The sequence below is a fragment of the Oryzophilus luti genome, from assembly GCF_059726245.1.
This window is the reverse complement of the sequence record NZ_AP040874.1, coordinates 2,497,567-2,515,779: the sequence shown is the minus strand read 5'-3', so window position 1 is coordinate 2,515,779 and position 18,213 is coordinate 2,497,567. Positions and strand designations below refer to the sequence as shown.

The 18,213-nt window shown below is 62.3% G+C and carries 17 protein-coding genes; 7 read left to right on the top strand and 10 right to left on the bottom strand.

The window, feature by feature from the left end:
* Nucleotides 1-68: 68 nt before the first annotated feature.
* From AC6IZO_RS10785 to AC6IZO_RS10775, 3 genes are all read left to right on the top strand, one after another.
* Nucleotides 69-431, top strand: coding sequence for a hypothetical protein (locus tag AC6IZO_RS10785; RefSeq protein ID WP_497804801.1), 363 nt, complete (start codon nucleotides 69-71; stop codon nucleotides 429-431).
* A gap of 84 nt (nucleotides 432-515) precedes the next feature.
* Entirely contained in the window at nucleotides 516-1,187 is a 672-nt protein-coding gene (locus AC6IZO_RS10780) for a LolA family protein (protein ID WP_497804800.1), read from the top strand.
* A 74-nt stretch (nucleotides 1,188-1,261) separates the two neighbouring features.
* A complete protein-coding gene (locus AC6IZO_RS10775; RefSeq protein ID WP_497804799.1) occupies nucleotides 1,262-1,486 on the top strand; it encodes a hypothetical protein in 225 nt (74 codons plus the stop codon).
* A 76-nt stretch (nucleotides 1,487-1,562) separates the two neighbouring features.
* Here AC6IZO_RS10775 and AC6IZO_RS10770 read toward each other — a convergent pair whose 3' ends face one another.
* Entirely contained in the window at nucleotides 1,563-5,015 is a 3,453-nt protein-coding gene (locus AC6IZO_RS10770) for a trifunctional glycoside hydrolase family 18/polysaccharide deacetylase/glycosyltransferase family 2 protein (protein ID WP_497804798.1), read from the bottom strand.
* Nucleotides 5,016-5,225: 210 nt separating this feature from the next.
* Between AC6IZO_RS10770 and AC6IZO_RS10765 the strand changes: the two genes are divergently transcribed.
* From AC6IZO_RS10765 to AC6IZO_RS10755, 3 genes are all read left to right on the top strand, one after another.
* A complete protein-coding gene (locus tag AC6IZO_RS10765) occupies nucleotides 5,226-6,740 on the top strand; it encodes an ArnT family glycosyltransferase (RefSeq protein ID WP_497809948.1) in 1,515 nt (504 codons plus the stop codon).
* 183 nt (nucleotides 6,741-6,923) lie between these two features.
* Nucleotides 6,924-8,510, top strand: coding sequence for an L-glutamate gamma-semialdehyde dehydrogenase (pruA, locus tag AC6IZO_RS10760; RefSeq protein WP_497804797.1), 1,587 nt, complete (start codon nucleotides 6,924-6,926; stop codon nucleotides 8,508-8,510).
* A 183-nt stretch (nucleotides 8,511-8,693) separates the two neighbouring features.
* Nucleotides 8,694-9,056 (top strand): response regulator, encoded by a 363-nt coding sequence (locus AC6IZO_RS10755; RefSeq protein ID WP_497804796.1) that lies wholly within the window; start codon nucleotides 8,694-8,696, stop codon nucleotides 9,054-9,056.
* Between the two features lie 67 nt (nucleotides 9,057-9,123).
* Here AC6IZO_RS10755 and AC6IZO_RS10750 read toward each other — a convergent pair whose 3' ends face one another.
* The 5 genes from AC6IZO_RS10750 to AC6IZO_RS10730 form a co-directional block, all read right to left on the bottom strand.
* The gene (locus AC6IZO_RS10750) at nucleotides 9,124-9,825 is read right to left on the bottom strand and encodes a response regulator transcription factor (protein WP_497804795.1); all 702 of its coding nucleotides are present in this window, start codon (nucleotides 9,823-9,825) and stop codon (nucleotides 9,124-9,126) included.
* Nucleotides 9,819-10,184, bottom strand: coding sequence for a PilZ domain-containing protein (locus AC6IZO_RS10745; RefSeq protein ID WP_497804794.1), 366 nt, complete (start codon nucleotides 10,182-10,184; stop codon nucleotides 9,819-9,821). The genes AC6IZO_RS10750 and AC6IZO_RS10745 overlap by 7 nt, the downstream gene beginning before the upstream one ends.
* Nucleotides 10,185-10,526: 342 nt before the next feature.
* Nucleotides 10,527-12,299, bottom strand: coding sequence for a DUF2207 domain-containing protein (locus AC6IZO_RS10740; RefSeq protein ID WP_497804793.1), 1,773 nt, complete (start codon nucleotides 12,297-12,299; stop codon nucleotides 10,527-10,529).
* A 5-nt stretch (nucleotides 12,300-12,304) separates the two neighbouring features.
* Nucleotides 12,305-12,859, bottom strand: coding sequence for a LemA family protein (locus tag AC6IZO_RS10735; RefSeq protein WP_497804792.1), 555 nt, complete (start codon nucleotides 12,857-12,859; stop codon nucleotides 12,305-12,307).
* A gap of 209 nt (nucleotides 12,860-13,068) precedes the next feature.
* Nucleotides 13,069-13,530 (bottom strand): carboxymuconolactone decarboxylase family protein, encoded by a 462-nt coding sequence (locus tag AC6IZO_RS10730; protein WP_497804791.1) that lies wholly within the window; start codon nucleotides 13,528-13,530, stop codon nucleotides 13,069-13,071.
* A 6-nt stretch (nucleotides 13,531-13,536) separates the two neighbouring features.
* Between AC6IZO_RS10730 and AC6IZO_RS10725 the strand changes: the two genes are divergently transcribed.
* Nucleotides 13,537-14,025 carry a hypothetical protein gene (locus tag AC6IZO_RS10725; RefSeq protein WP_497804790.1) on the top strand — a complete coding sequence of 163 codons (489 nt, stop codon included), beginning with the start codon at nucleotides 13,537-13,539 and terminating at the stop codon, nucleotides 14,023-14,025.
* A gap of 90 nt (nucleotides 14,026-14,115) precedes the next feature.
* Here AC6IZO_RS10725 and AC6IZO_RS10720 read toward each other — a convergent pair whose 3' ends face one another.
* The 4 genes from AC6IZO_RS10720 to AC6IZO_RS10705 all read right to left on the bottom strand — a co-directional run bounded on the left by AC6IZO_RS10720 (nucleotide 14,116) and on the right by AC6IZO_RS10705 (nucleotide 18,193).
* Complete coding sequence (locus AC6IZO_RS10720) at nucleotides 14,116-14,529, bottom strand: vitamin K epoxide reductase family protein (protein ID WP_497804789.1); 414 nt, start codon at nucleotides 14,527-14,529, stop codon at nucleotides 14,116-14,118.
* A 100-nt stretch (nucleotides 14,530-14,629) separates the two neighbouring features.
* On the bottom strand, nucleotides 14,630-15,106 hold the full coding sequence (locus AC6IZO_RS10715) for a beta/gamma crystallin domain-containing protein (protein ID WP_497804788.1): 477 nt from the start codon (nucleotides 15,104-15,106) through the stop codon (nucleotides 14,630-14,632).
* 188 nt (nucleotides 15,107-15,294) lie between these two features.
* Complete coding sequence (locus AC6IZO_RS10710) at nucleotides 15,295-16,698, bottom strand: ammonia-forming cytochrome c nitrite reductase subunit c552 (RefSeq protein ID WP_497804787.1); 1,404 nt, start codon at nucleotides 16,696-16,698, stop codon at nucleotides 15,295-15,297.
* A gap of 310 nt (nucleotides 16,699-17,008) precedes the next feature.
* On the bottom strand, nucleotides 17,009-18,193 hold the full coding sequence (locus AC6IZO_RS10705; RefSeq protein WP_497804786.1) for a BaiN/RdsA family NAD(P)/FAD-dependent oxidoreductase: 1,185 nt from the start codon (nucleotides 18,191-18,193) through the stop codon (nucleotides 17,009-17,011).
* Between the last annotated feature and the right edge of the window lie 20 nt (nucleotides 18,194-18,213).

Genomic DNA, 18,213 nt, shown 5'->3' with positions numbered 1-18,213 from the left:
TTGCCGCCCCGCGCCGCCAAGCCTTTGAAACTCGGCCGCGCTTCCAATACACTAGTTAGGACATGAGCTTGGGCAAGACATTACGCAGCTACATCTGGTGGACGCACGAGCGCGGCTCCATTCACTACGACGTGATGGTGACGCTGATCCTTTTGTTCGTTTTCGTCGGGCCCATGTTCATCGACTTCAAGGACAAGCCGGTGCACCCGGCTGGCGTGGTTGTGCAGCCCGACGGCAACCAGGGCTTCGTCTACCGCATTGACGCCAAGCAGGTGAAGGGCACCAGCGATGCCGAGCTGCTCACGAGCTTCAAGAGCGTCATCGTACCCATTGCCGGCAACGTGCAGATTGACCGCTACCAGGCCGTGCCGAACCTCCGGGGCAAGGTGATTGCCTGGCGCGTGTGGGTGCATCGCGGCCAGGGCAACTAGCCGGCCGCATCCGCGGGCCGCAGACCTCACCGTTGCTTTCGTTGTTCCCCGGCCCGCGTCCAATTCCTGACAGGCAGGAGAGCCATGAAATTGTTCCGTTCCATCGTTGTGCTGGCGTCGTTGTCGGCGGCCAGTGTGTTTGCCTGCGCGCAGGGTTCGCTGCAGGAAGCCTACAAGGCCATTGACCAGGCCGCGCGTGAAGTGCGCACCGTGCAGACCGACCTCGCCACAGATCAGTACCAGGAAGTAGTGCGCGAGCACGACCGGCAGAATGGCAGCATGATGTTGAAGCGCTCGGGCTCCGAGGTGAAGATGGTTCTTCACTCCGAAGGTCAGCAGGTGCTGTTCACCGGCGGCAAGCTGCGCCTCTACCGCGAGCGCACCAACCAGATCACCGAATACGCTGCGGGCAAGAACAAGGACCTCTTCAACAGCTTCCTTGTGCTCGGCTTCGGCGGTACCAGCCACGATCTGCAACGCTCGTTTGACGTGAAGTATGAGGGCATGGAGAAGGTCGGCGGCGTTGAGACCTATCACCTCGACCTGACGCCGAAATCGCAGAACACGCGCAACATGTTCAACACCATCAGCCTCTGGATCGACGTGAAGCGCGGCGTCAGCGTGCAGCAGAAGTTTCTTTCCGGCCGCGACTACAAGCTCGTCGTATACTCCAACATCAGAATCAACCCCTCGCTGGCCGATAGCGCCTTCGAGCTGAAGACCCGGCCGAATCCTTCCGTCATTAAGGGGCAGTAAACGGGACCCGCGCGGCACAACTGCCGCGCACCATGCAACCGGATGGGAGCAAGCTTCCGGTTGGCGAGGAACTCATGGCCAAGGTGTTCATCATGCCGACGCCGGTGCGCAGGGCCAACCTGAGCACCGCCCGCATGCCCGATCCGCGCTACGTCGAGGGCCAGCGCCTGCTGGTTCGCGCCATGACCTACCTGGTGAAGAGCGGGCCGGAGGCCAATCGCGCCGCCGTCGAACTCATCAGCGATCTGGTACGTACACGCTTCCGCGCCAGCGACCGGTTGCCAGGCTTTACCGAATAGCAGTACTCCTTCAATCGGATTGGTAATAAGAAAGGCTCCCGTGAGGGAGCCTTTGCTGTGCCGTCGTTCGATGAGCCTACTTTGTGCCACCCAACCGTGCTGGAGGTGCAGTTACGGTCGCCTTGCGCTCCAGCTTGTCCCAGGCGAACGGGCGGCCGGAGATGGCGCGCAGAATCGTCTTGATCAGAACGATGGAGAACAACTGGCGGTAGGCAAAGCGCTGCAGCCAGACGTGGCCCAGCAACCACCAGTCCTGACGGTCGCGCGCGCTGTGGCGCTCGAGCGAGAAGGCGATGGTGGAGGCGATGAAGTCCACGATCAGGAACAGCAGGAAGAACATCACCAGTTGCTCAAAGCTCGCCGGGTCGGCCGTCTCCGGGTGGAAGAACTTGTCCCAGAGCAGGTACTTGAGCGAACCCACGATGAACATGATGTCGATGAACGGCGACACCAGTGGCAGCAGCACCTGGAAGACAACGATGTTCGGCAGCGCAATCCAGCCCAGCGCTCCGCCGCGCTTGACTGCCGACTTGTGTTTGTAGACGGCCTGCAGAATGCCGAATGACCAGCGGAAGCGCTGACGCATCAGGCCACCCGCGGTTGAGGGCGCTTCGGTGTAAGCCAGCGCGCGGTCCTCGTATTCGACCTTGTATCCGGCCTGCAGCAGCGCCATCGTCAGGTCGGCGTCCTCGGCCACGGTGTCGATGTGATACTGTCCAGCGGCCCGCACGCACTCCGTGCGCCAGGCGCCAATCGCGCCCGGCACCACGCTCACGCAGGAGAACATGTTCAGCGCGCGGCGCTCAAAGTTCTGGCTGGTGATGTATTCCAGCGCCTGCCAGCGTGTCCACAGGTTGATGCGGTTGCCCACCTTGGCGTTGCCTGCGATGGCCCCGAGCTTCGGGTCCTGGAAGTGTGGCACCAGGTACGCGATGGCGTCGGAGGCAATGATCGTATCGGCGTCAATGCCGACGAAAATCTCCTCCGTCACGTAAGACAGGCCGTGGTTCAGTGCGCTGGCCTTGCCGCCGTTGGTATGAGTCAGCACGGTTACGCGGCCTTCTTCAATTTCCTTGGCGAAGGTCGTGCGCGCCACTTCGTAGGTCTTGTCCGTGGAGCCGTCGTCGATGACGATGACGCGCAGGTTGGGATAGGTCGAATCCAGCACTGAGCGCACCGTGCGCTCGATGACCTTCTCCTCGTTGTAGGCCGGCACCAGCACGGCCACGGCGGGCTGGTAGTTTGAAGTGGCTTTCTCGGTGACGTGGCGGCGCAGGCGGTCGGCGGTGGCCAGCAGGCCCACGGAGACCAGTCTCCCGGTCATCAGGATGTCGCCAACGAAGAAGACGAAGACGATGAAGCTGTTGACGGCGCCGAAGATGGAGAAGCCGACAGCGTCAATGCGCGCCCAGAAGCGTTCGCTCGGCGAAATCGCCGGCATGATGTCTTCGCGCGTCTTGCCCAGCAGTGTGGAGAGCGGCACCACGTCGTAGCCGCGCGCACGCAGGCCGTCGATGATGATGGGCAGCGCTTTGACGGTTTCCTCGCGGTTGCCGCCGCCGTCGTGCAGCAGGATGACGCTGCCATCCTTGCCGAGTTGCTCAAAGATGGAGTCGGCGATCTGCTGCGCTGTGGGCCGCGGATCGTCACGCCAGTCATTCGGGTCAATCTTGTCGCCGACGGTGATGAAGCCCGCGGTCTGCGCAATCTCCAGCGGCTTCATCTGGTCGGCCGTATCCGGCTCCTGGTCGATGGAGTACGGCGGACGGAAGATGACCGGCTTGACGCCGAGCTTGCCGGCAAAGAAGCGCTCGGTCAGGTTCAGCTCGAACTGGAAGTACTTGCGCGAGATGTTGCTGATGTCCGGATGCGTGAAGGTGTGGTTGCCGATTTCGTGGCCTTCATCGTAGACGCGGCGCGTCAGGCGGCCGTACTTCTCCGCCTGCATGCCGATCAGGAAGAAGGTGGCCTTCACATTCTTCTGCTTCAGGATCTCCAGGATCTTCGGCGTCCACTTCGGGTCCGGGCCGTCGTCAAAGGTGATGGAGACCATGTGCGGCTGGAAGCCGAAGTTGCCGATGCGGTAGGGCTGCGGCAGATGGTCGAATTCCTCGTCGGTGATCAGCGCCGTCTGCGGGTCCAGCTTGATGCTGCGCTCACCGTTTGAGGGCTGGTTCTGAATGCGCACGACTTCGCCACGGCCTTCAATGTCCACATCCTCGCCCGGCAGCACCTGTGTCAGCTTCTGCTCGGCGCCCGGTTCAAACGGCTTGTCCCAGACATTCCACAGGGTGCGATCTTCCGAACCCAGCCGCCACAGTGCAAAGGTGGAGATGCCGAGGTTATGCGCGGCGCGCATCTGGTTCAGCGCCGTCGCCGCATCCATGTACCACACATCGTGCTGGTTGCCTTTGTCGTCGGCGTAGATGAAGTGCGGGTTGTAGGCATCCTGGTCAAAATCGATGATGGCCTCAGCGTCGCGCGCCTCAATCCAGGCTTCCTGCACGCTCACGTTGTGCACGCCGGCCTGACCCGGTTTGCCGCCCTTCGCGGTCGACCAGTCATAGCCGTAGTTGCCGATGGCGCAGATGATGCGGTCCTTCGGCACCTGTTTCAGCGCGCGTTGCAGGTTCTCGGTGAACCAATCCTGCGAGGCGATCGCACCCGGCTCTCCGCCCGGGTAGTGCTGGTCGTAGTTCATCAGGATGAGGCTGTCGACGTACTTCGCCATGAACGGGAAGTCAAAGTCGCTGTTCGCCACCGGCACGCTCACGTAGAGCTTCATCTGCCGCGCGTGCAGATCGTCGGAAAGCTCCACGATGAGCTGCTTGTAGTCTTTCTGCGCGTCTTCCGAGAAGCCTTCGATGTCGAGCGTGATGCCCTTGTAGTGGTCGGTCGCCAGGAAGGTCAGCAACTGGTTGCGGAAGTTCTTGCGGCCCTCCGGACTGGCCAGGAACTTGTCGACGCCTGGCTGCCACTGATTGCTGATGGGGTCAAAATTGTTGACCAGCGGGAAGACTTCGACGTTGTTCTTCTCCTGCTTCAGCAGCGGCATCACCTTGGTATCCACCGTGCTGACGTGGCCGTTGTTGATCACCGTGAACAGCGTGTTCATCTCGGTGACCGCCTGCAGGCGGCCGTCGGGCGTGAGCACGTGCAGCCATTCGGGGAAGAGCATGTCGAGCTGCGGCAGGTATTCCTTCAGTGAGCTGTAGCTGGCCGCGTCCCACTGCACGTAGAACGCACCGCGGATGCCTTCGTCCGAGTTCAGGATCACCTGCGAAGGCGCTGTGTCCGTTTTGCGGTGACGGTTCTGCGCCTTGCTGTGCTTGCGCTCCTTTACCTGCAACGCATGGTAATTCTTCTTCTGTGAAGCCAGCAGGATGCCCGGCACGCTGGCGCCGCGGAAGACCGTTACAAGGAAAAAAACTGCTAACAGGCTGAGCGTAATGATGGCCACGTCAATGGCGCGCCGGATACGCTTCCACCGCTTCTGTTTCGGATCGTAAAACACTGGAGACGAAGACATGGGAGGTTCTCTCTATTTATCGTAAGGGTGGGGTGGGGGCGCGTCAACGCAAGAGCCTCGCCCAATGTGGTTCTGCCACAGAGGTGCCCGGTCTTGTCCTGCCCCCTCGGCACCGCGCTTGGACGCTTCCGATGTGAGGATTGATACCTGTCGATGCCCGCCGCACATCTTCGATTGCGGCCAGCCGTCCGTAACGCTATATTTTTGAAGGTGATTGCGCTCCTGAAAAAATATCCGCGCTGGTTTGCCGGGTGCCTGCTCGCGGGCCTCGCCATCCGTCTTCTCATGGTGCTGCGTTTCCCGCCGGAGCCGGTCGGCGATGCCGTGGTCTACATGGACATTGCCGGTCACATGCTGCGCGACCATGCCTACGCCATCAGCGACAATCACAGCTTTCATCTGACCCTCATACGCATGCCGGGCTTTCCCGCCTATCTGACAGCGGTCTTCGCTATCTTCGGCTTGGATAACCTGTTCGCACTGCGTATGGTGCAGGTTGTCATTGATCTTGTTACCTGCCTGCTGGTCACGGATCTTGCCTTGCGGACGGTTGGCGAGCGCGCGGCGCGCTGGGCCTGTCTGCTCGCGGCCGCGTTCCCGTTCATCGCCAACTATGCCGCCACCGCCCATACCGAGGTGATGGCCGTTTTCCTGACGACGCTTGCGCTTCAGCAGGCGGCAATCGGCATCACCGGAGGTTCGCGCTGGCACTGGGCCGCCTCGGGGGCCGCCATCGGCGCCGCGATTTGTGTGCGCCCGGACAGCGGGCTGATCCTCATCACGCTCACCCTCGTGCTGGCCTGGCTGTTTCTGCGCGACCGTAAACAGCGCCGTCAGTGGCTGCTCTCGGCCATTGTGATGGGAGCCGTTGCGCTGGCGCCGCTCGTGCCCTGGACCATCCGCAACTGGCAGGTCTTCCACATCATTCAGCCGCTGGTGAATGCTGCGGCCCTGGAGCCGGGCGAGTGGGACGACGTTGGCTATGCCAATTGGATTAAGACTTTCATCTGGGACTACTCCTCGGTGGAGAAGATCGCCTTCACCGTTCCCGGCGAGCCCATCGACATCAACGATGTTCCCGCCCGGGCCTTTGATAGTCCTGAAGAACGGCAGTACGTGGCCGCACTCTTTGACCAGTACAACCAGAACCACGACATGACGCGTGAGCTGGACGCTCGCTTTGCCGAGCTTTACCAGCAGAAGTTGCGTCGCCATCCACTGCGCTTTCACCTGCTGCTGCCCGCCGCGCGTGCTCTGAATATGTGGATTCGTCCGCGCACGGAGATGCTGCCGCTGGACTCCGAGTGGTGGAAGTTCAAGGAAGATCCGCACGACAGCATAATCTCCACTTCACTGGGACTGATCAACATCGCGTACGTCATCCTCGCCCTCTGCGGAACCTGGTGGATTGGCCGCCACGTAGGGTGGGGAATTCATCAAGGGGTAACGCGCGCCGAGGGCGCGCTGCCCGCCACAGGCGCAGGGACGCTGCCCGCTGCGGGCGCACAGGTGCTGCCCGCCGCAGGCGCACAGGCCGCCCGGATCTTCCTGCTGCTGTGGGCGTACACGGTGGTGCGCACCCTCTTCTTCGCCCGCACGGGCACCACCGAGCCGCGCTACATGCTGGAGTGCTTCGCGCACGTCTTTGTCGCGGGGGGCGCCATCCTGGCTGCGTGGACCGCGCGTCGCTCATCTACGAAAACACCAGCATTGCCCGCAGAGTAAGCGCGTTTTCACCGCCGCACAGATTGGTTCCCGGTTGCACAGTGGCACGCGGTCATCGTCCATAGAGCCATGCTTCGGCCACGCCCGGCGCTGGTGTAGAATTACCTGTTTCCAACCGGGTCCGTAAGCGCACAGGGGCTGTTGCCCGGCCCACGCGCGGACCGCTGCCGAGAGGACAAAATCATGGCCAGCACTGCAACCACTCCCAACGAACTTGTGCTTCCTCAGTTCAAGAACGAACCCGTCGTTGACTTCACCCGTCATGAGAACCTGCGCAAGATGCGCGAGGCGCAGGAGAAGGTGCGCCTGCAACTCGGCCGTGAGTACGACGTCGTCATCGGCGGCCAGCGCGTCAAGACCGGCAAGACTCTCCAGTCCATCAACCCGTCCCGTCCCGCCGAGGTCGTCGGCGTCTTTCAGAGCTGTGGCCCCGAGCAGGTGGAGCCCGCGATGGATGCCGCGCAGAAGGCCTTCGTCTCGTGGAGCCGCACGCCCGTGGAAGAGCGTGCGCAACTGCTGTTGAAAGTTGCCAAGGTCATCCGCGATAAGCGCTTTGAGTGGGACGCCTGGATGTGCTTCGAGGCCGGCAAGAACTACGCCGAGGCTGACGCCGACACCGCCGAAACGATCGATTTCTGCGAGTTCTACGCCCGCGAGGCGCTGCGCCTGGCCAAGTCCGAGCCGCCCATCCAGTTCCCCGGCGAGAAGGATCGCCTGCGCTACATTCCGCTGGGCGTTGGCGCGGTCATTCCGCCGTGGAATTTCCCCTCGGCCATCTGCGTGGGCATGACCATGGCCTCCATCGTCAGCGGCAACACGGTCATCCTCAAGCCCTCGGGCGACGCGCCCGCCATTGCTGCCAAGTTCTTTGAAGTGCTGGAGCAGTGCGGCATGCCGGACGGCGTGGTGAACTACTGTCCGGGCAGCGGCTCCACCTTCGGCAACGCGCTGGTGGAGCACCCGAAAACGCGCTTCATCGCCTTCACCGGTTCCAAGGAAGTGGGCCTGCACATCAACAAGATTGCCGCCGAAACCAAGCCCGGCCAGATTTGGATCAAGCGCGCCATCATGGAGATGGGCGGCAAGGATTCCATCCTGGTCGATGCCGACGCCGATCTTGACGCCGCTGTCGAGGCCGTCGTGGGCTCCGCTTTCGGCTTCAGCGGGCAGAAGTGTTCGGCCTGCTCGCGCGCCATCATCGACGAGCGCATCTACGAGAAGTTTGTGGAGCGCGTGAAGGTTCGCGTGGACAAGCTGACGGTTGGCCCTACGGACGAGAACCCGGGACTCGGCCCGGTCATCAACAAGAAGTCGCTCGACAACTGCCTGCGCTATATCGAAACCGCGAAGAAGGAAGGCGGACGCCTCATCACCGGCGGCGAAGCCATCCAGACACCGCAGGGCGGTTTCTTCCTCCAGCCCACGGTCATTGCAGACGTGGAGCCGACGGCCACCATCGCGCAGGAAGAGATCTTCGGACCGGTGCTGGCTATCATCCCCTGCAAGGGGTTTGAGGATGGGCTGCGCATTGCCAACAATACGGAATTCGGCCTGACCGGCTCGGTCTACTCCAGCTCGGAAGACAAGCTGGAGCGCGCAGCCAACGAGTTCCATGTTGGCAACCTGTACCTGAACCGCAAGTGCACCGGCGCCATGGTGGGCGCGCATCCGTTTGGCGGCTTCAACATGTCGGGCACGGATTCCAAGGCGGGCGGCCCGGATTACCTGCTGCTGTTCACGCAGGCCAAGAGCATCGCGCGCAAGTTCTAAGCGTGTGGCACATCATCCGGCGGGGCTGCCTTCGGGCGGCCCCGTTGCTTTTCAGGCAATGTGAGGCTCTGCAATTTTGCACGGAGCATGCGGATTGCATTGACAGCCGCCGGTGGCTCGGCGAAGAATAGTGCGGCGCAATTCTGTCTGCGCACAGACCAGTACACGGGAAGCCAGATCACCATGGCCCGAATTCTTTGCGTTGACGATGAACCCAGCATGGTTACGCTGAAGTGCGCGATCCTCGAGGCCGCCGGGCACGAGGTCACCACCGCCACCTCGGCCCACGAGGCCATCGACAAGCTCAACTCCAATACCTTTGACGCTGTGGTGACCGACTGGCGCCTGGGCGATGCCGATGGCCGCACCATTGTGCAGGCCGCCAAGCAGCTCTCCGCCATGCCGGTGGTGGTCGTCAGCGGATTCGTCAATGAGGCGTTCCACGCCGCCGAGCCGCTCGCCGATCTCTACCTGGAAAAGCCTGTGAACCCGGAAGAGCTTGTCACCATCGTCAATGAACTGCTGCGCATCAATCGCGGCGAATAGTTTTTAGCTGGAAACGAAAAGGCACGGCCTAGGCCGTGCCTTTTGCGTTACGAAAAATTCCGGATTACTACTGCGGCAATGTGCCCGGCGCGGGAACGGGGGCCGGTGCCGTGGCCTGTGCCTGCTGCATGCTGGCCGCCGTGGCCGCCGCCGCTTCTGCCAGAATGCGATGGTGGATGGTGAACAGCGCCAGCTCCAGACGGTCGCTTACGCCGATCTTGTCATACACGTTGCGCAGGTAGTTCTTCACCACCTGCTCGGTGGTGCCAAGCTGCGTGGCAATTTCCTTGTTCTTGAAGCCCTGTACAATCAGCGCGACGATCTTCAGCTCTTTCGGCGTCAGGCGGTCGCGCACGCGCGCACCCACAAAATCATCGCTCTCAGTGGACCGCGTGGGCATGTGCGAATCATGCACGCACATGTCTCCGTTGGAAACCATGCGCACGCACTTCAGCAGGTCTTCACTGGCCACCGAGCGAAAGACCACGCCGCGCACACCGGCGCGAACGTAGCGCTCCGGCTGCTCGCCGTTTTCGGCGATCACCACCAGGTGGTTGCCGGCGCTGGCCAGGGCCGCGAGCTTTTCCAGGTCCGCCAGAAAGCTGCTGGCAAACACCAGAACCGAGCCGCGGAACTTGTCGGCCGCCAGCATCATCTGCTCCACGGTCTGCGCCTGGGCCACAATGCGAACGTCGTCTTCCACGGCCAGTACCTTGGCGATGCCGGCGCGGAAAATAGCCTGGTTATCGGCCAGGATGATCTTCAGCATCCTTCCTCCTGGGTGGTGCTCTGCGCCCGAACAATCTCGTAGGAATCGATCACGCACGCCACGCCGGTCTTGCCGTCTTCTTGTGCGTTATCGTTGCGTACCACGCGTCCCTGGCAGCGCAGACGTACATCGGACTGGCCGCCGGCAACGTCCTTGGGCACCATGACCTCAAACTCCACGGCCGAACCCACCGGCATCGAGTGCTCGGCCAGCAGATAGGCGCCCGCGGCGCTCATGTTTCCGGTGATAGCCGCCTGCGTTTCATGGCCGCCCTGTCCGTCGCCCAGCTTGACGTTCAGATGGACCGGAAAACGCTGACTGGTTCGGGACTCGGAATCGCGTTCGTCGGTATGTGACATATGCGTGATCTCGCGCCGATTGCTCACAGGCGCGCCCTTGGCCTGATTATCACACACGACAGTCCAATGTACTACCGGGTATCCGTAGATTACCTAAGGAGTAAATACCCAGTCAAAGCCCATCACGGAACCGTCCGCTTCCGGAATCCGCGCCCTGCCGGTGCTTGCCGTCATGTGCTTCCTGCTATTGGCGCAAAAGAAAAGACCCGGAGGATCGCTCCGGGCCTGACCGTTTCCAGTTGGTAACGCTCTGGCTGAATTGAGCGGAGTGTGTGTTCATCCTTCTCAGAGCCGGGCGAAGATGCCCGGCCTCTTCAGGGACACATCTTTCGCGATTTCGGTTTAGAAGGCGTCTCCGCCACCGCCGCCAAAGCCACCGCCGGAGAATCCGCCGCCGGAATCTCCGCCACCGGCGTCAAAGCCTGAGCCGGAAGCGCTGGCCTGCGGCGCCGCTGTGAAGGCCTCATAAGCCGCCGAACTCATATTGTTCATCGAGTTCATCAGCAGCATCGGCGTCCACATGCCCATCGGGTCGCTGCCCACATACCAGCTTGGCGGGTCCTTGATAATGCCCTGGAAGGCCTTCGCCCAGTGTTGTTCCACGCCCAGCGCCATGGCGTAGGGCAGGAACTTCTCGAACGTGTCCGGCGGCATGCGCTTCAGCCGGTCAGCTTCCACGCGGTCCATGAACTCCTTGAAGCCGAGCACCTCCACCTTGGCGCGCGCGCCGCGCAGGCTCTTGGCTGAAAGGTTCCGCCCAAAGAGGAAGACGACGAGGCCGGAGAGGAGAGCGCCAATCACCGTCAGTGCCGGAGCCAGGAAGAAGTTCACCCGCCCGCTCAGTTGCAGCAGCAGGAAGGGAATGAAGACGATCAACGCGCCCACCACCATGTAGCCGCGTCCGGAATCCGGGTCCACGCGGTACATGCTCTTCGCCTTCAGCGCGCCCATGATCTCTTCGCGCACCGTCGGCAGCGCCAGGTAAAAACGGTTCTTCAGGCTGCTGAGCGAGATGATCTGCTCGCCCGGCCCGAACATGTTCTCCAGCATCTCGCGCTCATGCGGCGCAAGTTCGCCCCACTCCGGCTCCGGCTTCATCAGGTGGAACAGGTAGTCCTTCTTCGTGAACAGCAGAATCTTCTCGCTGGTCTCCTCGATCTTGAGATAGCCGCGCACGGCCAGGTCGACAAGCGTGGAGGTGACGTCGCGCGGCTGCACCGCGTCGTCGATGAGCGCGCCCGTTTCTGCCGGGGTAAAGCCCTTCGGCGGCTCGTATATGGCGGCCACCGACATGCCCGGGTCCGGCTCGCGCCCGATCGTCCACCACATGCTGAACATCACGATCAGCGCCCACACCGGCAGGAACATGACGGCGTTCGAGCGCAGCCAGCGGAAGAAGCGCGTCAGTCCGGAAGGCTGCTGCAGCATGCCCGGCGGCACGTAGACGTCGATGGTCAGGCCTTCGCGGGCCTCCATCGGGTTGTTGCTCTCGACCGTGACCGTGCTGCCATCCACCTTTGGCTCCGCGTCGCGAGACTTCGACCCATAGCGCCCGGTAAAGGCCAGCACCTTCAGCCCGGAGACATCGCCAGGGAAGACCACCAGTGCCGATGCACCGTCGATGGGCACCGTCCAATCGTTGCCCGTTACGTTCCAGTAGAGTTCGGCGTGCCGGTCTATAAAACGCACACCGTTTTCCACCTCGTAGGCAATCTTCACGGTGCGTTCGGTATCCACCGCGCCGGGGATGTAGATGGTCAGCTCAAGCTGCTTGCCCTTGGTGTCGCTCTTGTACTTCAGCGCCTGCCCGGCGTCGTCGGTGACCGAGAGCACCTTGACGAACAGCCGGTAGTTGCTGGCAATCTTTGGATCGGGGTAGTCGAGCGGAAGCCTGCGGTGCACGCCCTGGAACGAGCCTTGGAAGACGAAGTGAATCTCCTCTTCGACGTGCAGGCTGCCGTCCTTGTTGACCACAATGCGGTCGTCAAAGCGCGAGATCCGGTAGTCGCGCGCGAAAGCCGGCGAGGCCACCGCGAGCAGCATCGCGGCCAGCAGTACGACAATGCCCCAGCCAGTGCGGCTGGGGCGTTGCGTGGAAGTCGGGTGCGTGCTCATTGGGGTTAGAACTTCACCTGCGGCACGTTGCGTTCGGCGGCGTCGGTGATCTCGAAGAATCCGCGCTGCTGGAAGTTGAACATGCCGGCAATGATGTTGGTCGGGAACGACTGAATCTTCGTGTTCAGGTCGCGCACCACGGCGTTGTAGTAGCGGCGCGAGTTCTGAATGCTGTCTTCCAGCCCGGACAACTGGCTCTGCAGGGCCTGGAAGTTTTCGTTCGCCTTCAGCTCCGGATAGGCTTCGGCCACCGCGAGCAGCCCGCGCAGGGCCTGCGTCAACTGGCCTTCCGCCTGCGCGCGGTCTTCGGCGCTGCTGGCCGCCATGGCTGCCGAGCGGTACTTGGCCACGTTCTCAAACGTGCCCTTTTCATGCGCCGCGTAGCCCTTCACGGTCTCCACAAAGTTCGGAATCAGATCATGGCGGCGTTTCATCTGCACGTCCATGTCGCTCCATGCGTTGTCTGCCCGGACCTTGAGTTGCACCAGGCCGTTATACATGCCGGCGACAATCAGGCCCACCACAACCAGAATTCCCAACAGGACTAGAACCGCAACCATGCTGCCTCCAAGTACAGAGTAAAAGTCATGCGGACAGTATCGCACCGCACGCTGCCGGGGGAATAGCCCGCTTGCGCGGAACATAGAAACTAAAGACCCGCTCAGCTCGGATGTGTTGCGATTGCATTACAGTCTGCAAAACTCTATTGCAGGCTGCAATCAGCCGCGCCCTCCGTCGGCCTTCCCTCGGGAAGACTGATACGCAGGCTTTAGCCGTAGAGTTCCTTCAACAGAGCATAGGCCCGCCGCAGGTGCGGAATCACGATGCTGCCGCCCACCACCAGCGCCACGTTCAGTGTCTCTTCCTGCTCGGCGCGCGTGGCACCCAGCCGGTAGCCCTGCACGATGTGGTAGTTGATGCAGTCGTCACAGCGCAGCGCCGCCGAAACCGCCAACCCCATCAGTTCCTTGGTCTTCGCTGCCAGTGAGCCTTCCAGATAGGTGTTGTGGTCAATGTTGTAGAAGCGCTTGACCAGGTAGTTGTCGGCCTCGGTCACGTTCTCATTCAGCCGTGTGCGCGTCTCCAGAAACTGCCGCGCGATGGCCGACCGCGCCGCCACCTGTTCTTCCGTGTAGAGGTATTCCGGCTCTTTCCGCTCAATGCTCATGCGCACAGGGTAGCAGACCTCGCGCGGAATCTCTTGGCCGCCTGCCGCGCGCCGTCGTAGCATTTCCTCATGTACGTGTCTGCTCTGCTGCTCGCTGGCTGCCGTCAGGCTCCGGCTTCCGGCCCGCTTGGCCCCACGCCGTGGGTCATCCCGGTGATGGCCCTGGTCCTGATCCCGCTCGTCGGCGGCATCATCTCGTATGCGAGCGGCTGGCGGAAGCTGGCGGAGCGTTTCCGCTACGAGCTGCCCTATGGCGGCCTCACGTTCTTCCCCTCCAGCGCCAAAATCGGCGGCTGCAATTACAACAACTGCCTCACCTTCGGCAGCGGACACGACGGCCTCTACGTGCGCGTCATGTGGATCTTCCGCTGGACGCATCCCTCGCTGCTCATTCCGTGGAACGAGATCACGGTGAGCCGCCGTAAAATCCTGTGGTGGAACTTCTGGGTGCTCACCTGCGGCAGCGGCGAACAGGTACGCCTCCAGGTTCCGGAAGCGCTCGGAGAGAAGCTGCGGCTTGCCGCCGGTCCCGCCTGGCCGGTGGAAACCCTCGGCTGAACACGCTGCCCGCGCAGTTCCCCATCGCAAACACGAAACAGCCGCGCACTGGGCGCGGCTGTTGATTTCCTGTGGAACCGTGAAGATTGCTCAGGCCTCAATCGGCTTGCGGCGGCAGAAGGCCACCAGCGTCCAACCCGCCGACAGCAGCGTGATTACCGCGATGATGCCCTGTGAGATGACGCAAAGGATGCACCAGGTCTCCAGAATGTTGGCTTCCACGTAGCTGAGCCGCAGGGCGAAGCCCAGCCCGATCAGCGCGGCACCCAGCACCAGCGCGCGACGGCGCAGCAGGGCCAGCGCGCCAATCAGCGCGTAGCCGCCAATGCCGATGATCGCCACTGGAATGTGGAACAGTTCCGCGTAGGGGCTGTGGTTGACTGCGCCGCAGTCCCACTGGTCGTTGATCTTGCAGGGTGAAGGTTCGGTGCGGTAGTGCTCGCGCAGCGCCATGCCGGAGACAATGACGCCAGCCAATGCCAGAATGAGGATGATATAGCGCATAAGGGCTCCGCCGCTATTGTAGCCTGAGCGGCTTTCTCGTGTGGCCGCGCAATGGAAAAGGGCCGCGGCGCGCGCGGCCCCTGTTTACAGACGAAACGTTTTAGCGGTACTGCTGCGGGTACGGATGGTCGCGGTGATATTCGCGGTCGCGGTCATCGTCCCAGTCGAACTGGCGGCGGTTGCGCCACTCATCGCGGTCCGGCGAGAACACGGCGATTGACGAGATGCGGTCCGCCCAGTTCTTGTACGGGTTGTCGGGCACGCGGAAGCCGCGCAGGTCGCGCGCGTCATCGCCACGCAGGAAGCTGTTCACACCACGGAAGCCCTCATCGTTGAAGATGCGCACGGCGGCGTTGCCGAAGACGCGGATCGACATGATGCGGTCATTGAAGCCCGGCGGCAGCGAGGCCATACGTTCGCCTGCGTTCATGCAGAAGAAGTCGCCCCGGAAGTTGGGTTGGTTAAAGAAGCAGGCACCGTCGCGCGGACGGTTCGGGCGGCCCCAGCGCTGCGCCGCCGCCGGCATGGCCATGCCCGCCATCACCAGAAGAGTCAAAACCAGAACTCGAAGTTTCATTGTGGCCTCCACACAAGAATTCAAACCGTTGAAAGTCTATTCCTGTTTCCGGTGGATGGAAACCCGGTCGCGACGGCTTTGTTGCGGTCGACATTGCAGTGGAAAACTTTTGGAAATGTTGCATTCGCATGAAAAAGGCCGCCGGAGTTCGGCGGCCTGGTGAGAGGTACGTTTTCAGAAATTGCGAACTACATGCCCGGCGTGGCGGTGACGGTCTGCACGTGCGCAGCCTTCGGGTGTTCGCCCTTCAGTGCGTCCTGCCCCAGACGGCACATCTTCGTGCCTTCGGTCAGGATGCGCAGCGACTCTTCCGGCGCGTGGAAGCCCATCGAGTTCTCGCTCATGATGAAGTCGATGAAGAACTGCCCCTTGCGCTGGTAGTCGCGGGCCACGGCCAGGTCGGCATCGCTGGCACCCTTTTCCTTGGCGGTCTTCAGGTCTTTGATCAGGTCCATCAACGCGTCCAGCGCCAGGTTGCGCTGCACAAAGTAGTTGTCCTGAATCTTCTCCACCTTGGCCTTGAGCTGGTCGGCTGGCATGTCATGGCAGCGGCTGCATGCGGCGCTGATCTTCAGCAGCGGGCTGTTCACCTGATGGTCGGTGACTGTCTTCTTGCCCTGCTTCATCGACGGCATGTGGCAGTCCACGCAGGCCACGCCCGCCTGCGCGTGCATGCCCTGGCTCCACATCTCAAACTCCGGGTGCCGTGGCTTGATCATCTTCGCGCCCGTCTCCGGGTGGACCCACTCGCTGACGCCGTCCTCGACCTCGACGATGTTCTCCACCTTCAGGCCCTTCGACCACGGATAAGTCAGCCGCTTGCCTACGCCCTTGAAGTAGTAAGTGACATGGCACTGCGCGCAAACGTAGCTGCGCATCTCCTCCTTGCTGGCCATGGCGTTCACGTCGTAGTCCTTCACGCCCTGGCTGGCCTTCAGCGCCCGTATGCCCTCAATAAACGCCGGACGCGTGATGCGCAATTTCATCGTCTGCGGATCGTGGCAGTCGATGCAGGCGATGGGATGCTCCACCATCGTGCGCACTTCCTTGTACGGCGGGTGAGACTTTTCCAGCTCGTCAAAGCCCTTCATAATGTCGCCCTGGCCGAGCTTCTCGTACATCTTCACCGTGGAGGCGTGGCAGTTGATGCACATCGCCGGCGGGTTCGTCTTCTGGCGTCCGGTGAAGGTCTGGTCCATCAGCATGTAGGCGTGGCCGCGGCGCTCGCGGTAGTCAACGCTGAAGGCGTAGCCCGCCCACATGGTCTTCAGCCGCGGGTCCTGCTCCAGCTTGCTGCGCGCAATGGTCGAGCGCGGGTCGGCTTCGGTCGGCGTGCGCGGCATGGCCTCGCTGCCGCCGTACTTGGTGCGCACCTGGTCCACGGTCTTCTGATAGCTCTTGTACTGCGTGGGATACTTCCTGCCCCAGACCGCCGGATCGTCGCTGTTGGCGAGGGTGGCATCGGTTTTGGCAGCAGCCTTAGCCTCAGGTTTGGCCGCTGGTTTCGCGGCCTCCTGCGCGGAGACCTCCGTCATTGGAACCACTGCAAGCGCCGCCACAGCCATCATCAGCAGCAGGCGTTTCTTGTTCAAAAAAGTGCAAATGTGATTCATTCTCTTGTCCTGGTAAGAAGAAGATTTAAGGCGGTGCCGAGCGCCGCGTTATAGGGAACTTCCAGGTCTTGCGTGAACCGACTGCACAAACCATGCAAGATGGTTGATGGTAGGGACTGTGCCGGATGCGACCTATGACAAAAGTCACAGCCATCCAATTTCGACCGGCCATCTTACCCCCGGTCGTAATGCCTGCCGAATGAAAATTCGCGGAAAGTTGTACAAGGCGGGAATGCCGGCCGTGCGGCCAGCCTGTGTTCCATTCAGGGCGCGGAGTCCGTCCGCTGAGCTACAGCGCTTCTCCGGCGGCCTGCGCGCTCGCCCACGCCCACTGGAAGTTGTATCCGCCGAGCTGCCCGGTCACGTCCACCACTTCGCCGATGAAGTACAGCCCAGGCACCTTGCGAGCCTCCAAGGTCTTTGCGTTCAGCTCGCTGGTGTCAACGCCGCCGGAAGTGGCCTCGGCCTTGGCGTAGCCCTCGGTGCCGCCAGGCACAAAGCGCCATGCGTGCAGTTCGCGCTCGAACTCCTCCAGCGCCGCGTTGGTCCAGCGCTTCGGCCCCCGTGCCTCCGCCCAGCGCTCGGCCAGCCGCGCGGGCAGTGTGCCATGCAGCGCATTGCGCAGGGCAGCCGTGTCACGCCGCGCCGCCGGATCGTGGAAGACCCGTGTGACCTCCACGCCGGGCGCAAGGTCGATCACGATCGCCTCGCCGGACTTCCAATAAGAAGATGCCTGCAAAATCGCCGGACCGCTCAGCCCCCGGTGCGTCACCAGCATCTTCTCGCGGAAGCTCCGTCCTCCGGCGGTGGCGATGACCTCGGTGGCCACGCCGGCCAGCCCGTCGAACAGTTTGCGGTCGGCCTCGCCGAAGACCAGCGGCACCAGTGCCGGGCGGCACTCGCGTATCTTCAGCCCGAACTGCCGCGCCAGAGCGTGTCCCCAGCCGGTGGCTCCCATCTTCGGTATCGAAAGACTGCCGGTGGCCACCACCAGCGCCGCCGTGCGGAATTCGCGCTCGCCGCACCGCAAAATGAACTCACCGCTCTCGTCCTCGCGCGAGACTTCGCGAACCTCGCAATCGGTGATGATCTCCACCTTGCCGCGCGCGCACTCCTTCAGCAGCAGGTCCACAATCTGCTCGGCCGAGCCGTCGCAGAACAACTGGCCCAGCGTCTTCTCATGCCACGCAATGCGATGACGCTCCACCAGCGCGAGAAAGTCGGCGGGCGTGTAGCGTGCCAGCGCGCTCTTGGCAAAGTGAGGGTTGGCGGAAAGGTAGTTCTCGGCGGTGGCGCCAATGTTGGTGAAGTTGCAGCGTCCGCCGCCGCTGATCAGGATCTTCTTGCCCACGCGCTCGGCGTGCTCCAGCACCAGCACGCGGCGTCCGCGCTGGCCGGCCACGGCGGCGCACATCAGCCCGGCCGCCCCGGCTCCTACAATGATCGCGTCGTACTGCTGCGCACGGCTCCCCATGCGCTCACTGTAGCATGCGC